The sequence below is a fragment of the Pseudomonas sp. S2_E02 genome (genome assembly GCF_054668355.1).
Genome location: NZ_CP162761.1, coordinates 216,138 through 231,831, shown reverse-complemented (window position 1 = coordinate 231,831; position 15,694 = coordinate 216,138). Strand labels below are relative to the sequence as shown.

11 protein-coding genes are annotated in these 15,694 nt (G+C 60.6%); 2 read left to right on the top strand and 9 right to left on the bottom strand.

Going from position 1 to position 15,694, the window contains the following annotated elements:
• Nucleotides 1-113 precede the first annotated feature (113 nt).
• The 9 genes from AB4O01_RS00865 to leuC form a co-directional block, all read right to left on the bottom strand.
• Entirely contained in the window at nucleotides 114-740 is a 627-nt protein-coding gene (locus AB4O01_RS00865; protein ID WP_186624653.1) for a phosphoribosylanthranilate isomerase, read from the bottom strand.
• Nucleotides 741-805: 65 nt separating this feature from the next.
• Nucleotides 806-1,630 carry a tRNA pseudouridine(38-40) synthase TruA gene (gene truA, locus AB4O01_RS00860; RefSeq protein WP_034152768.1) on the bottom strand — a complete coding sequence of 275 codons (825 nt, stop codon included), beginning with the start codon at nucleotides 1,628-1,630 and terminating at the stop codon, nucleotides 806-808.
• 272 nt (nucleotides 1,631-1,902) lie between these two features.
• A complete protein-coding gene (locus AB4O01_RS00855) occupies nucleotides 1,903-4,542 on the bottom strand; it encodes a FimV/HubP family polar landmark protein (protein WP_460090342.1) in 2,640 nt (879 codons plus the stop codon).
• Between the two features lie 208 nt (nucleotides 4,543-4,750).
• On the bottom strand, nucleotides 4,751-5,761 hold the full coding sequence (locus AB4O01_RS00850) for an aspartate-semialdehyde dehydrogenase (protein ID WP_093432083.1): 1,011 nt from the start codon (nucleotides 5,759-5,761) through the stop codon (nucleotides 4,751-4,753).
• Nucleotides 5,762-6,004: 243 nt separating this feature from the next.
• Nucleotides 6,005-7,117, bottom strand: coding sequence for an aspartate-semialdehyde dehydrogenase (gene asd, locus AB4O01_RS00845; protein ID WP_007913448.1), 1,113 nt, complete (start codon nucleotides 7,115-7,117; stop codon nucleotides 6,005-6,007).
• A gap of 66 nt (nucleotides 7,118-7,183) precedes the next feature.
• Nucleotides 7,184-8,266, bottom strand: a complete 1,083-nt coding sequence (leuB, locus tag AB4O01_RS00840) for a 3-isopropylmalate dehydrogenase (protein WP_003226430.1) — start codon at nucleotides 8,264-8,266, stop codon at nucleotides 7,184-7,186.
• A gap of 54 nt (nucleotides 8,267-8,320) precedes the next feature.
• Nucleotides 8,321-9,088, bottom strand: coding sequence for a class I SAM-dependent methyltransferase (locus AB4O01_RS00835; protein WP_460090340.1), 768 nt, complete (start codon nucleotides 9,086-9,088; stop codon nucleotides 8,321-8,323).
• A gap of 147 nt (nucleotides 9,089-9,235) precedes the next feature.
• Entirely contained in the window at nucleotides 9,236-9,880 is a 645-nt protein-coding gene (leuD, locus tag AB4O01_RS00830) for a 3-isopropylmalate dehydratase small subunit (RefSeq protein WP_007913445.1), read from the bottom strand.
• An 11-nt stretch (nucleotides 9,881-9,891) separates the two neighbouring features.
• The gene (gene leuC / locus AB4O01_RS00825) at nucleotides 9,892-11,310 is read right to left on the bottom strand and encodes a 3-isopropylmalate dehydratase large subunit (RefSeq protein ID WP_016984527.1); all 1,419 of its coding nucleotides are present in this window, start codon (nucleotides 11,308-11,310) and stop codon (nucleotides 9,892-9,894) included.
• A gap of 140 nt (nucleotides 11,311-11,450) precedes the next feature.
• Between leuC and AB4O01_RS00820 the strand changes: the two genes are divergently transcribed.
• Nucleotides 11,451-12,335 (top strand): LysR family transcriptional regulator, encoded by an 885-nt coding sequence (locus AB4O01_RS00820; protein WP_093432075.1) that lies wholly within the window; start codon nucleotides 11,451-11,453, stop codon nucleotides 12,333-12,335.
• A 74-nt stretch (nucleotides 12,336-12,409) separates the two neighbouring features.
• On the top strand, nucleotides 12,410-15,688 hold the full coding sequence (locus tag AB4O01_RS00815; protein WP_093432072.1) for a sensor domain-containing protein: 3,279 nt from the start codon (nucleotides 12,410-12,412) through the stop codon (nucleotides 15,686-15,688).
• Nucleotides 15,689-15,694 lie beyond the last annotated feature (6 nt).

Genomic DNA, 15,694 nt, shown 5'->3' with positions numbered 1-15,694 from the left:
GTGGAAAGCCACGGTCAGCGCGAAACATGACCTGCGTGCGATCCAGAAACCCTCAGCCGCGCCTGCTTTGTGCAAGTGCATTGATGGACGGCGGCAGACTGCCAGCCGTCACATCAATATGGCGCTTTGCGTACCGCGTTGATGAACGCGCGAATCTTTGCGTGATCCTTGATGCCTTTGCTCACCTCTACCCCACCGCTGACATCTACCGCGTACGGCTTTACCCGAGCCACGGCGTCTGTGACGTTCTCTGGGGTCAAACCACCCGCGAGAATCAACGGTTTGCTCAAACCTTGCGGAATCAATGACCAGTCGAAGGCCTCGCCGGTTCCGCCCGGTACGCCTTCGACATAAGCGTCGAGCAGTACACCGCTGGCGCTCGGATAGGCATCCACCGCTGCGGCAATATCATCACCCGCCTTGACCCGCAACGCCTTGATGTACGGGCGATGCCAGCCTTCGCAATCTTCCGCGACTTCATCACCATGGAACTGCAACAGATCCAGCGGCACGGCATCGAGGATTTCCCCCAACTCGCAGCGGCTGGCGTTGACGAACAGGCCCACGGTGGTCACAAACGGCGGCAATGCCTGAATAATCGCTCGCGCCTGCTGCACCGTGACCGCACGCGGACTCTTGGCATAGAACACGAACCCGATCGCATCCGCCCCGGCCTCAACGGCGGCCAGCGCATCTTCTATGCGGGTAATCCCGCAGATCTTGCTGCGAACGGCTGGCATATCGAGAAAAACTCCGAGGTAAAATCCGGGAAAGTCACGGATGGTAACAAAAGCGTTCGAGGGCGTCAGCCGTCAAGTTCGGAGAAACCCGTAAGGAAATGTGGCCCGATAAAACGCTCGGGCAACGGGAATTCGTCGTGGTACTCGACCTGCACCAGATACAAGCCGTACGGATGCGCCGTAACGCCACCGGAACGGCGCTCGCGACTTTCCAGTACTTCCTTCATCCACTCGACCGGGCGCTCGCCGGCACCAATGGTCATCAGCACACCGGCGATGTTGCGCACCATGTGATGCAGGAACGCGTTGGCGCGTATATCGAGCACGATCATCTTGCCGTGACGGGTCACGCGCAGGTGATGCATCTTCTTGATCGGCGACTTGGCCTGGCACTGGCCAGCGCGGAACGCACTGAAATCGTGGGTGCCGATCAGGTACTGCGCAGCCTCAGCCATGCGCTCGACGTCGAGCGGGCGGTGGTTCCAGGTGATTTCTTCGTTGAGATGCGCCGGGCGGATCTGATCGTTGTAGATCACATAGCGATAACGCCGGGCGATGGCTTTGAAGCGCGCATGAAAATGCGCCGGCATCACCCGCGCCCAACTGACACTGATGTCGTGAGGCAGATTGATATTGGCGCCCATAACCCAAGCTTTCAGCGAACGATCGACGGTCGTATCAAAGTGCACCACTTGCCCGCAGGCATGCACGCCGGCGTCGGTACGTCCGGCGCACTGCAGCGAAACCGGTGAATTGGCGACTTTCGACAGCGCTTTTTCGAGTTCTTCCTGCACCGTCGCCACACCCGTCAACTGACGCTGCCAGCCGCTGTAGCGCGAGCCTTTGTACTCAACGCCCAGCGCGACGCGGTAAAAGCCGTCGGGGGCCATTTCGGCGACCGGGTTATCTATGTTTGCCAAGGTGGGACAGCCTGCTGTTTGTGCAAAGGCGGGCATTATAAGGCTGTGGTTCAGGGATGCCAGAGAGTTCTCTGTCGCCTGTAACACCGCTTTCGCGAGCAAGCTCGCTCCCACAGAGGAAATGCATTCCAAATGTGGGAGCGAGCTTGCTCGCGAAAGCGGTGGATCAGACACCACTGGATCCCGACCAAACAAAAACGGCAGCCTCAATGGGCTGCCGCTTTCGTTTACCGCTGGCCTTACTACAAGCTCGAGAGCATGTCCTTGGCCTCGCCACGTTGTTTCTCGTCACCCTCGGTCAACACTTCGTTGAGGATGTCGCGCGCACCATCGCTGTCGCCCATGTCGATGTAGGCCTGAGCCAGATCGAGCTTGGTCGCCGCTTCGTCGGTGCCGGCGAGGAAGTCGAAATCATCTTCGCCCAGATCATCACCCTTCATTGCATCGGCTTCGGTGAAGGTCGGTTCGGCGATGCTTTGTGACAGGCGATCCAGCTCGGCGTTGACGTCATCCAGCTCAGCCGCGAACGCATCCGGTTCGGCCGCTGGATTGCTGTCCATTTCGTCGGCCAGCGACAGATCGAAATCGGCCGGCAGCTCCAGATCATCTTGTGGCACGTCAGCCACCACTGGCGCCTCGACCGGCGGCAGATCCTTCACGCCTTCGTCCAGGTCCAGCAGGAAGTCATCGTCCGCCAGATCAACCGCTGGAGCTGCCGGCTCGGCACCGAGGTCCAGATCGAGGTCGAAGTCCGACAGATCATCCAGATTCTCTTTGATGTCGGTCTGCTGTTGCAGCACCGATTCGAAGCTCAGGTCGTCGTCCGCCGGGAATTCGTCCAGCTCGACCGGCGCTTCAGGCTCAACCACCGGCGCAGGCTCTACCGGCGTGATGTTGTCGAGATCGTCCAGGCTCAGATCAAACGCGCTGTCGAGGTCGTCTTCCACTGGCGCTGGCGCCGGTGCTTCAGGCTCATCGAGCAGCAGATCCTTGACGTATTGCGCGTCCAGCTCGGCAGCCACGGCGGCAGCGGCCAGACCACTGGCAGCGACGACGGCCATGGCCGGGAAGCGGCTTTTCAGTTCTTCGACCTTGGCGAAGTTGTCGCCGTTGGCCACCAGTTGACGCTCCTGACCGACGAACGCGTCGCGGTCGCCCTGCTGACCGTAGACTTCCATCAGCTTCAGACGCAGATCACTGCGCTGCGGCTCCAGGCTGACGCCCTCTTCGAGCAGCGCGGCAGCCTGATTCAGGCGACCGGCGTTGATATGCGACTGCGCCTTGTCGAGCACGTCATCGGATCGCTCGGCGGCGGGAGCTACCAGCGGCGCGGCAATCGGCTCAGCCATCACGATCGGGGCGACTACCGGAGCCACTACGGGTGCAGGTGCCGGAGTGTTGAGCTTGACGCTCGCCGCAGGGGTTTCCAGACCTTCGAAGCTGCTTTCCGGCAGATCCTGCTCGGCGGAGAACTCTTGCTCTTCCGACAGCGCGCGGGCCATGCGCATGTGTTTCTCGGCCTCTTGCTGCGCTTTGCGGCGACGCGCCAGCAGCAACAACAGGAGCAGCAGAACCACAGCACCGCCACCCACCAGACCCAGCAGGATCGGGTTGGTCAGCAGTTCGTTAAAGGTTTTCTCGTCTTCGACCACCGGTTTCGGCGCGACCACTGGCTCGACGACTGGCGTTTCAGCCGGTGGTGCAATGGCGGACTCTGGCGTCGGCGCTGCGTCTGCCGGAGTAGCTGGCGGGGTGGCGGCGAGCTCAGCCGTGATTGCAGGCACCGCCGGTGCGGCAGGATTGGTGGCCGGCGCAGTGCCCGCGCCTTCAGCTTGCAGTTTTGCCAACTGATTGTTCTTCAGCTCGATCAGCTTTTGCAGCTTGTCCAGCTGACTCTGCAGATCGGACATGCGGCTTTTCAGTTCCTCGTTGTCACGACGGGTCGTGTCGAGGCTTTCCTGAGTGACCGCGAGCTTGTTGCTCAGTGCCTTGGCATCACCTGCCGGGCCTTTGCCGCGCGCCTTGGCGCTTTCAGCGGAGACCAGGCTCAGATTGTCCTGGGCGTTCTGTGCTGCACCGGTGTTACCGCGACCACGGTTGGTCGCATCGAGCTGCTGCTGACCAGTGCCCGGTTTGGCCACATAACGACGACCCTGACGCCAGGCTTCGTTTTGCGCTGCCACTTCGGCAATCGCTTTCGATTGCGGCAGCGCCGTGCTTTGCACCGCATCCGGCAGACGCAACACCTGGCCGGTTTTCAGACGGTTGATATTGCCGCCGATGAACGCATCCGGGTTCAGCGCTTGAATGGCGAGCATGGTCTGTTGCACCGAGCCGCCGGTACGCGCCTTCGCAGCGATTTCCCAGAGGGTATCGCGCGGCGTGGTGGTGTATTGCGTCGGGTGCGTGGCGCCAGTGGTCGGCGCGGCGATGGTCTGCGACGGCGTTGGTTGTGCGGCGGCGTCAGCGGTCTGTGGCGAGAACTTCGACGGATCCAGCAGCACACTGTAATCGCGCAGCAAACGGCCGTTCGGCCACATCACCTGCACGAGGAATTTGACCATCGGCTCCGACAGCGGCTTGCTCGACGTTACGCGCAGCACGCTTTTGCCGCTGGCGTTGAGCACCGGGGTAAAGGTCAGATCGTTGAGGAAGGCCTGACGGTCGACGCCGGCCTTGGCAAAATCTTCGGGTGAAGCCAGGCTCGGCACCACTTCGGCAGCAGTGAGATCCTTGACGTCGAGCAGCTCGATTTCAGCCACCAGCGGCTGGTTCAGGGTCGACTTCAGGGTCAGCTCCCCGAGCCCGAGGGCATGCGCCATACCGGAGGACAGCGCCGAGGCGGCCGCTATTGCTAACACCAGTTTGCGAACTTGAACCATAGCCTCATCCTTTGTTTGAACGTTCCTCGGCCAGCGAGAAGATGTTGAATACCGCTGCCGTAAGGCATTGCGCGCGACGACGACAGATGTCGCGCGCGATCATTTCTTTGATGCCCCGGAAAGTCCCGGAGGGTGACACGTTATCAAGCAATCTGGGCAAGCATAGCGCTCACCTAGAATCAGTCGACAAATTGTTGCCAAGTATCTTTTACAGCAGGTCTTTTATCAACAATTCAGCCACCTGCACAGCGTTAAGGGCCGCGCCTTTGCGTACGTTATCTGACGTCAGCCACAGATTTAGTTCCGCCGGATCGTCGACACCGCTGCGCACGCGACCGACATAGACAACATCCTGCCCTACCGCGTCACCGACTGCAGTCGGGTAATCACCGGCCTCGACCAGCTCGATACCCGGCGCATCTTCGAGTGCAGCGTTGACTTTTGCCAGGTCGACAGCCGACGTTGACTGCAAGGTCACGCTAAGGCTATCGCCAAAAAACACCGGGGCTTGAACGCAAGTTGCGGAAATCTTTAATAAAGGCTTGGCCAGCACTTGACGCAACTCGCGCACCAGACGTTTTTCCAGCAGCGTATGGCCCTGCGCGTCGGGCGTGCCGACCTGAGCCAGCAGGTTGAAGGCCATCTGCCGATCAAAGAACGTCGGCTCCAATGGACGCATGTTCAGCAGCTCGGCGGTCTGCCGCGCCAGCTCGGTCACGGCTTCGCGTCCCTGAGCGGAAACGGCCAGATTGGCGGTGACGTTGACATATTGCAGGTCAAGCAGATCAAGCAGCGGCGCCAGCACCACGGCCAGCGAAGTGGCCGACGGGCTTGGGCTGCTGATCTGAAACGGCGCTTTCAAACCAGCGAGCACTTCGGCGTTGGCTTCGGGTACTACTTGCGGCGCCTGATCGGCCGGCAGCGCGCCGGACAAGTCGATCAGCGAGCAACCGGCGGCGTGGGCACGGGCGGCGTAGCTCAGGGTAATCGCCGGGCCTGCGGCGAAAAACACCAGTTTGACCTTGCTGAAATCGAACTCGTCGACTTCGCGAACGCGCACGTTCTTGTTGCGGTACAGCACCGAGCTGCCGGCGGATTCGCTGCTCGCCAGCAGGTGCAGGGTGCCGACTGGGAAGTCGCGTTCTTCGAGAATCTGTACGAGGGTTTCGCCGACAGTACCGGTGGCGCCGATCACGGCAATATCTAGGGTCTGGGTCATGGTGCGAGCCTCTGGCGAAACGGGGGGAGCGGCACTTTACCGGGTGACTGGCGCACAGGCAATTTCTGCCCACCCAGATCATTCCCACGCTCTGCGTGGGAATGCCGCATCGGACGCTCTGCGTTCGGCTTGTAAAGGGACGCGGAGCGTCCCGGGATGCATTCCCACGCAGAGCGTGGGAACGATCGGCATAAAAAACCCGCACCTCTTTCAAGGCACGGGTTCTTTCATTACTTCAAGCAATCAACGCTCAAGCAAAATCCGCAGCATGCGACGCAGCGGTTCGGCCGCGCCCCACAGTAGTTGGTCGCCAACGGTGAAGGCACCGACGAACTGCGAACCCATGTTCAGCTTGCGCAGACGACCCACCGGCACATTCAGGGTGCCGGTAACCTTGGTCGGGCTCAGCTCCTGCATGCTGATCTCGCGCTGGTTTGGCACCAGTTTGACCCAAGGGTTGTGCTGGCTGATCAGCCCTTCGATATCGGCGATCGGCACGTCTTTGTTCAGCTTGATGGTCAGCGCCTGGCTGTGGCAACGCATAGCGCCGATGCGCACGCAGATGCCGTCGACCGGGATCGGGCTTTTGAAGCGGCCGAGGATCTTGTTGGTCTCGGCCTGGGCCTTCCACTCTTCGCGGCTCTGGCCGTTCGGCAGTTCCTTGTCGATCCACGGGATCAGGCTACCGGCCAGCGGTACGCCGAAGTTTTCGGTCGGGTACGCTTCGCTGCGCATGGCATCGGCCACGCGACGGTCGATGTCGAGGATCGCGCTGGCCGGATCAGCCAGTTGATCGGCGACAGCGGCGTGGGTCGCGCCCATTTGCTTGATCAGTTCACGCATGTTCTGCGCGCCGGCACCGGAGGCCGCCTGATAGGTCATGGCGCTCATCCACTCGACCAGACCGGCTTCGAACAGACCGCCCAGGCCCATCAGCATCAGGCTGACGGTGCAGTTGCCGCCGATGTAGTTCTTGGTGCCCGCGTCGAGCTGCTGGTCGATGACCTTGCGGTTGACCGGATCGAGAATGATCACCGCGTCATCGTTCATGCGCAGGCTCGAGGCCGCGTCGATCCAGTAACCCTGCCAGCCGGCTTCGCGCAGCTTCGGGAACACTTCGCTGGTGTAGTCGCCGCCCTGGCAGGTCAGGATCACGTCGAGGGTCTTCAGCTCGTCAATGCTGTAAGCATCCTTGAGCGGAGCAATGTCCTTGCCCACGGACGGGCCTTGGCCACCGACGTTGGACGTGGTGAAAAACACCGGCTCGATTAGATCGAAATCCTGCTCTTCCAGCATCCGCTGCATGAGCACGGAACCGACCATCCCGCGCCAACCGATCAGACCTACACGTTTCATCGCAACTACACCTTCTTGAAAAGTGGGCCGCTGCTTTGTATTGAATTTCGCAGCGGGCCCGAGAGATTACAGATTCCGCAGCGCGGCGACTACTGCGTCGCCCATTTCCTGCGTACCGACTTTGGTGCAACCGGCCGAATAGATGTCGCCAGTACGCAGCCCTTGATCAAGGACAACGCTGACAGCTTTTTCGATAGCATCAGCCGCGTCGTGCAGATTGAAGCTGTAACGCAGCATCATCGACACCGACAGAATGGTTGCCAACGGGTTGGCGATGCCTTTGCCAGCGATGTCCGGCGCCGAACCGTGGCACGGCTCGTACATGCCCTTGTTGTTGGAGTCCAGCGAGGCCGACGGCAGCATGCCGATGGAGCCGGTGAGCATCGACGCTTCGTCGGAGAGGATGTCGCCGAACATGTTGTCGGTGACGATCACGTCGAACTGCTTCGGCGCGCGCACCAGTTGCATGGCGGCGTTGTCGACGTACATGTGGCTCAGTTCGACTTCCGGGTAATCCTTGGCCACTTGCTCGACCACTTCACGCCACAGTTGGCTGGACGCCAGCACGTTGGCCTTGTCCACCGAGCAGAGCTTTTTGCCACGGACCATGGCCATGTCGAAACCGACACGGGCGATGCGGCGGATTTCGCTTTCGCTGTATGGCAGCGTGTCGTAGGACTGACGCTCGCCGTTTTCCAGGGTACGGGTGCCGCGTGGCGCGCCGAAGTAGATGCCGCCGGTCAGTTCACGGACGATGAGGATGTCCAGGCCAGCAACGATTTCCGGCTTCAGGCTCGAAGCATCGGCCAGTTGCGGGTACAGAATCGCCGGACGCAGGTTGCCGAACAGGCCCAGTTGCGCACGGATTTTCAGCAGGCCACGCTCAGGGCGGATGTCACGCTCGATGGTGTCCCATTTCGGGCCGCCGACGGCGCCCAGCAACACGGCGTCAGCAGCGCGGGCACGGTCGAGGGTTTCATCGGCCAGCGGCACGCCGTGCTTGTCGATGGCGGCGCCACCGATCACGTCATGGCTCAGCTCGAAGCCCAAGCTGTATTTGTCGTTGGCCAATTCCAGCACCTTGACCGCTTCGGCCATGATTTCCGGACCAATACCGTCACCTGGGAGAATCAGAATCTGCTTGCTCATGCTTTCCTCGTGTCTTCAGTCGGTGCGCCTCTACCGGCGCGCCCGGAAAAATTCTTATCGCTCGGCCATCAATACGATTACATCTGTACTGAACGAGCCGTCGGTATCAATCTCAAAATATTCGCGCACTTCATTGCCCATCGACTGCTGCAACTGGCGGATCGCGGCGCGCAGCACTTCAGGCGTGCGCATGCGCTCAACCCAGCTGGTGTACTCCAGACGCAGGCGCTGACGGGTGGTACTGCGTACATGCAAACCGGCCTCGCTGACCTGACGCAGCCATTCGGCGGCGGAATAATCGCGCACATGGCTGGTGTCACGCAGCACCTCGACGCTTTGCAGGTAAGTGTCGAACAACGGACTGCCCGGTGACAACACATCAACGAACGCCGCCACACCGCCCGGCTTCAACACCCGACGCACTTCGCGCAGAGCCACACCGAGATCGCTCCAGTGATGCGCCGAATACCGGCTGAACACGAAGTCGAACTCGCCATCGGCAAACGGCAGACGCTCGGCGGCACCGTTGACCGTGGCAATGTTGGTGAAACCGCGATCAACGGCCGCAGCGGCGACCACGTCGAGCATTTGCTGCGACAGGTCGTAGGCGACCACTTCCCTGACCAGCGGTGCGACGTGAAAACTGACGTGACCGGCGCCGCAGCCCAGATCCAGCACCCGGGCGCTGCCCTGCCCTATCAGCTCAGCCTGTAGCAGGGCGAACTCGGTGCCTTGAGCGTGAACGGCGCTGCTCAGGTAGGCGGCGGCCTGTTCACCGAATTGCTTTTGTACGACCTGGGTGTGTTGGGCGGTGCTGGTCATGGTCACATCCTTCTGGGTTTTAGCCTTTTATTGCCTGGACTAACGCCTTCGCGAGCAAGCTCGCTCCCACACTTGAAATGCATTCCCCTGTGGGAGCGAGCTTGCTCGCGAAGAGGCCAGCCTGAACTGCATCAATTCAAAAGTTGCTTATGCGTCGCGGAACAACCACGGCTGGCTAACCCGATGCTTGGCCTCAAACGTCGCAATCGCATCACCGTCCTGCAAGGTCAAACCGATATCGTCCAGACCATTCAACAGGCAATGCTTGCGGAACGCATCGATCTCGAAGCTGTACACCTTGCCATCCGGACGGGTCACGGTCTGCGCTTGCAGATCGACCTGCAATTGATAGCCCGGCTCAGCCTCGACCTGCTTGAACAACTCATCGACTTCAGCGTCGCTCAAGATGATCGGCAGCAAGCCGTTCTTGAAGCTGTTGTTGAAGAAAATGTCGGCGTAGCTCGGCGCGATGATGCTGCGGAAACCGTATTCTTCCAGCGCCCATGGCGCGTGTTCACGGCTGGAGCCGCAACCGAAGTTCTCACGGGCCAGCAACACGCTGGCGCCTTGATAACGCTCGGCGTTGAGCACGAAGTCCTTGTTCAACGGGCGCTTGGAGTTGTCCTGATACGGTTGCCCGACATCGAGGTAACGCCACTCGTCAAACAGGTTCGGGCCGAAACCGGTGCGCTTGATCGACTTCAAGAACTGCTTCGGAATGATCTGGTCGGTGTCGACGTTGGCACGATCCAGAGGCGCGACAAGACCAGTGTGCTGGGTAAAAGCTTTCATGCTGCGCTCCTTCAGATCAATTCACGAACGTCGATGAAACGACCGTTCACCGCTGCCGCAGCCGCCATGGCCGGGCTGACGAGGTGGGTACGGCCACCGGCACCCTGACGGCCTTCGAAGTTACGGTTGGAGGTCGAGGCGCAATGCTCGCCGGACTCCAAACGATCCGGGTTCATCGCCAGGCACATCGAGCAGCCCGGCTCACGCCATTCAAAACCGGCTTCGAGGAAAATCTTGTCCAGACCTTCGGCCTCAGCCTGCGCCTTGACCAGACCCGAACCCGGTACCACGATCGCTTGCTTGATGGTCGAAGCGACTTTGCGGCCCTTGGCGATCACCGCCGCAGCGCGCAAATCTTCGATCCGCGAGTTGGTGCAGGAACCGATAAACACGCGATCCAGTTGAATGTCGGTGATCGCCTGATTGGCGGTCAAACCCATGTATTTCAAAGCGCGGACGATCGAGTCGCGCTTGACCAGATCCATCTCTTTGGCCGGGTCCGGCACGTTCTGATCAACGGCCAAAACCATCTCAGGCGAAGTGCCCCAGCTGACTTGCGGCTTGATCTGTGCGGCGTCGAGTTCAACCACGGTGTCAAACTTGGCGTCAGCGTCGGAAACCAGGTCTTTCCAGGCCTCGACGGCCATGTCCCATTCGGCGCCTTTCGGTGCAAAAGGACGGCCCTTCACGTAATCAACGGTCTTCTGGTCCGCTGCCACCAAGCCAACGCGGGCGCCGGCTTCGATGGACATGTTGCAGATGGTCATGCGGCCTTCAACGGACAAGTCGCGAATCGCGCTGCCGGCGAACTCGATGGCATGGCCGTTACCGCCGGCGGTGCCGATCTTGCCGATCACCGCGAGGACGATGTCCTTGGCGGTCACGCCGAACGGCAATTGCCCTTCGACGCGCACCAGCATGTTCTTCATTTTCTTCGCGACCAGGCACTGGGTGGCGAGCACGTGCTCGACCTCGGAAGTGCCGATACCGTGCGCCAGAGCGCCGAAGGCGCCGTGGGTCGAGGTGTGCGAGTCGCCGCAGACCACGGTCATGCCCGGCAAGGTCGCGCCCTGCTCCGGGCTGATCACGTGGACGATGCCTTGGCGGACGTCATTCATCTTGAACTCGACGATGCCGTATTCATCGCAGTTGTCATCGAGGGTCTGAACCTGCAAACGCGAGACCTGATCGGCAATGGCTTCGATGCCGCCCTTGCGCTCCGGGGTCGTTGGTACGTTGTGGTCCGGGGTCGCGATGTTGGCATCGATGCGCCAAGGCTTGCGCCCGGCCAGACGCAGGCCTTCAAAGGCTTGCGGCGAAGTCACTTCGTGGATGATGTGACGATCGATATAGATCAACGCCGAGCCATCGTCGCGCTGCTTGACCAAATGCGAATCCCAGAGCTTGTCGTAGAGCGTTTTGCCGGCCATCAGACGGTTCCTCATCAGCTTGTTTCTATGCCCTGGGCTTATCAATAACCCTTTGGCTTGTGAGGCCGATCCTATGGGGTTAGATTAAATAACTCAAATTCATATTTTTTATGCTTTGGATAACCAACTGGAATACAAACATGGATCTGGCCAACCTCAATGCTTTTATCGCGATTGCCGAGACCGGCAGCTTCTCCGGCGCCGGCGAACGGCTGCACCTGACACAGCCGGCGATCAGCAAACGCATCGCCGGGCTGGAGCAGCAATTGAAGGTGCGCCTGTTCGATCGGCTGGGTCGTGAAGTCGGCCTGACCGAGGCCGGCCGCGCCCTGTTGCCACGGGCTTATCAGATTCTCAACGTGCTGGATGACACCCGCCGCGCCCTGACCAATCTGACCGGCGAAGTCAGCGGGCGTTTGACCCTGGCCACCAGTCACCACATCGGCTTGCACCGCTTGCCACCGCTTTTGCGCGAATTCACCCGCCGCTACCCAGAGGTGGCGCTGGATATTCAGTTCCTCGATTCGGAAGTGGCCTACGAAGAAATTCTTCATGGCCGCGCCGAATTGGCGGTCATCACCCTGGCGCCGGAGCCTCACGCCCTGGTCAAAGCCACGCCGGTCTGGGATGACCCGCTGGACTTCGTGGTTGCCCCGGAGCATTCGCTGATCAGCAATGGCCCCGTCACTCTGGCGGACATTGCCGGTCATCCGGCGGTTTTCCCCGGTGGCAACACCTTCACGCACCACATTGTCCAACGGTTATTCGAGGCCCAGAGCCTGACGCCGAACATCGCCATGAGTACCAACTACCTGGAAACCATCAAGATGATGGTCTCGATCGGCCTGGCCTGGAGCGTTTTGCCGCGCACCATGCTCGACGAGCAGGTGGCAAGCATCGTATTGCCGGGCATACAGCTCAGTCGCCAGCTAGGCTATATCCTGCACACTGAACGGACGCTCTCGAATGCGGCGCGGGCCTTTATGGCCTTACTGGATGCACAAATCGATCTGCCAGGGACTTGAGGCCATCTTGTGCTACTCCTAAAGAGCCGCTGCCCCTGTGCCTAACGTCACCCTCAGCTCAAGGCTTGTCCACGATGCCGAAATCTGTTGACCGAATTCCGCCGATGCCGCGTATTCAGGCGATTGACCCGCGACATTCCGAGCAGAGCTGGGAGAGCGCGCCGCAATTGCTGGCGGCGCTCAACGGCGCGCGGCTCGGCGCCTGGTACTGGGACATCGAGCGCGGGCAGATCAGTTGGTCGCGTGGCACCCAGGCCTTGTTCGGTTTCGACCCGCGCCAGCCGCTGCCGGCAGACCTTGAATACCTTGATCTGCTGCCCCCGGAAGACCGCGCGAAAACGGTTCGCGCCTTCCACGCGGTGATTGCCGGGGCGCCGCTGGAACAAGCGATGCACCACCGCATCCGCTGGCCTGACGGCAGCCTGCACTGGCTGGAAATCAGCGGCAGCCTGCTGCCGGATAAAAACGGCCGCCCCCGAATGATCGGGGTGATTCGCGAAATCACCCACCAGCGCCAGCGCGAGCAGGCGCTGAGCAGTTCGGAAAAACGTTTCGCGACACTTTTTCACCTGTGCCCGAACATGGTCCTGCTGACCCGTCAGGAAGACGGTTTGATCAGCGAGGCCAATCAGTATTTTGAAAGCCTGTTTGGCTGGCCAGTGCAGAGCGCCATCGGCCGCACCACGCTGGAGCTGGGTTTGTGGGTGCACCCGGAGCAACGCGCAGAACTGGTGAAAAAAACCAAAGCCAAAGGCGAGCTGATCGCCATGGAAGTGCAGTTTCGCGCTAGCAACGGGCAAATCCACGACGGCATTCTCAGTGCGCAGAAAGTCGAACTCGAAGGCCAGCCGTATCTGCTCAGTACGTTTCTCGACACCACCGAACGCAAAGCCGCCGAACACGCCTTGAAGGACAGCCAGGAACGTCTCGATCTGGCGCTGGACTCGGCACAGCTCGGCACCTGGGACTGGCACATTCCCAGCGGTATGCTCTACGGCTCGGCGCGCGCCGCGCAGTTGCACGGGCTGGAGCCGAAACCGTTTCATGAGTCGTTCGAAGAGTTTTTCGAAGGCGTCCCCGGTGAGGAACGCGACAGCATGCGTGACGCCTACCGCAGCCTGCGCGAAGGCCCGGCGGGCAATTATCAACTGACTTATCGCGTGCAATTGCCGGACGGCAGTTCGCGCTATCTGGAAAGCCGCGCCCGCCTCTACCGCGACGACAACGGCGCACCGCTGCGCATGGCCGGCACACTGCTGGACATCACCGATCAGGTCGAGCGCGAGCAACGGCTGGTGGCCTCGGAAGAAAAATTCGCCACGCTGTTCCAGGTCAGCCCGGACCCGATCTGCGTCACCCGCCAAGACAGTGGCGAGTTCATCGAAATCAATAACAGTTTTACCCAGACCTTCGGCTGGAGCGCCGCCGACGTCATCGGCCATACCGCCGAAGAAATCGGCCTGTGGGATGCCTCGGCGAAAAGCCTGCAACGGATTGAACGGGTGATTCGCGAACAGGGCCTGAGCAATGTCGCGATCATCGTCCAGCACAAGGACGGCCAGTCGCTGACCTGTGTGATTTCCAGCCGGCAGATCAGCGTCGGCGATCAGGCTTGTATCGTCACCACCCTGCGCGACATCACCCAGCAGCAGCGCTCGGAAGCAGCGCTGAAAGCCAGTGAGGAGAAATTCGCCAAGGCGTTCCACTCCAGCCCCGACGCAATCACCATTACCGAGCGCGACACCGGGCGTTATCTGGAGGTCAACGACGGTTTTTGCCGTCTCACTGGCTATCGTGCCGAAGAGGTCGTGGGCAAAACGGTTTATCAGGTGGGTATTTGGGCTGAAGAGAAACAGCGTTCGGCGTTACTCGCCGAGTTGCAGATCAAGGGCCGCGTGCACCATCAGGAAATGCTCGGGCGCAACAAACGCGGGGAAATACTGACCGTGGAAGTCTCGGTCGAGCCGATCACCCTCAATGAAACCGCGTGCCTGCTGCTGACCGCCCGAGACGTCAGCCTGCTGAAAAACGCCGAAGCACAGATCCGGCATCTGGCCTATCACGACCCGCTGACCAACCTGCCCAATCGCGCCCTGCTGATGGATCGCCTGAGCCAGCAGATCGCCCTGCTCAAGCGCCACAATCTGCGCGGCGCCTTGCTGTTTCTCGACCTCGATCACTTCAAGCACATCAACGACTCTCTCGGCCACCCGGTCGGCGACACCGTGCTGAAAATCATCACGGCGCGGCTCGAAGCCAGTGTGCGCATGGAAGATACCGTCGCGCGCCTCGGTGGCGACGAGTTTGTCGTGCTGCTCAGCGGCCTCGAAGGCTCGCGCAATGAGGTCAGCGCGCAAGTGCGCAATCTGGCCGACACCCTGCGCGAATTGCTCTCGGAACCGATGTTCCTCGACGGCCAGCGCCTGCAAGTGACGCCGAGCATCGGCGTGGCGCTGATTCCCGATCACGGCTCGACGCCAACCGACCTGCTCAAACGCGCCGACATCGCGCTGTACCGGGCCAAGGATTCCGGGCGCAACACCACGCAGATGTATCACAACACCATGCAGAAGGCCGCCAGCGAACGGCTGCGCATGGAAACCGACTTGCGCCTGGCGCTGTCGCGCGGTGAATTCAACGTGCACTTTCAGCCGCAGGTCGACGCCCGCGACAACCGCATCATCGGCGCCGAAGCCTTGGTGCGCTGGAATCACCCGGAACTGGGTGCGCAGTCGCCCACCGAGTTCATCAAGGTACTGGAGGACAGCGGCCTGATTCTCGAAGTCGGCACCTGGATCCTCGACGAAGCCTGCAACGCGTTCAAACAACTGATCGCCCTGAAACTGGTCGACCCGCTGAATTTCAGCCTGTGCGTGAACATCAGTCCACGGCAGTTCCGCCAGAACGATTTTGTCGAACGCATCGAACACAGCATGAGCAGCCATGGTCTGCCCTGCTCGCTACTGAAACTGGAGATCACCGAAGGCATCGTCATCCAGAATCTGGAAGACACCATCAGCAAAATGCGCCGGCTGAAAAAACTCGGCGTGAGCTTTGCGATGGATGATTTCGGCACTGGCTATTCGTCGCTGACTTACCTCAAGCGCCTGCCGGTGGACACGCTGAAAATCGATCAGTCGTTTATCCGCGATGCCACGACCGACCCGAACGATGCCGAGATCATCCGCGCGATTGTCGCCATGGCGCGCAGCCTGGAGCTGGAGGTGATTGCCGAGGGGGTCGAAACCCCGGAACAACTGGCGTTCCTGCAGGGTTTGGGCTGCCATTTGTATCAAGGCTATCTGCATAGCCGACCGGTTGCGCTCGAGGATCTGAAAAAGCTCTTGCCGTAACCGGTG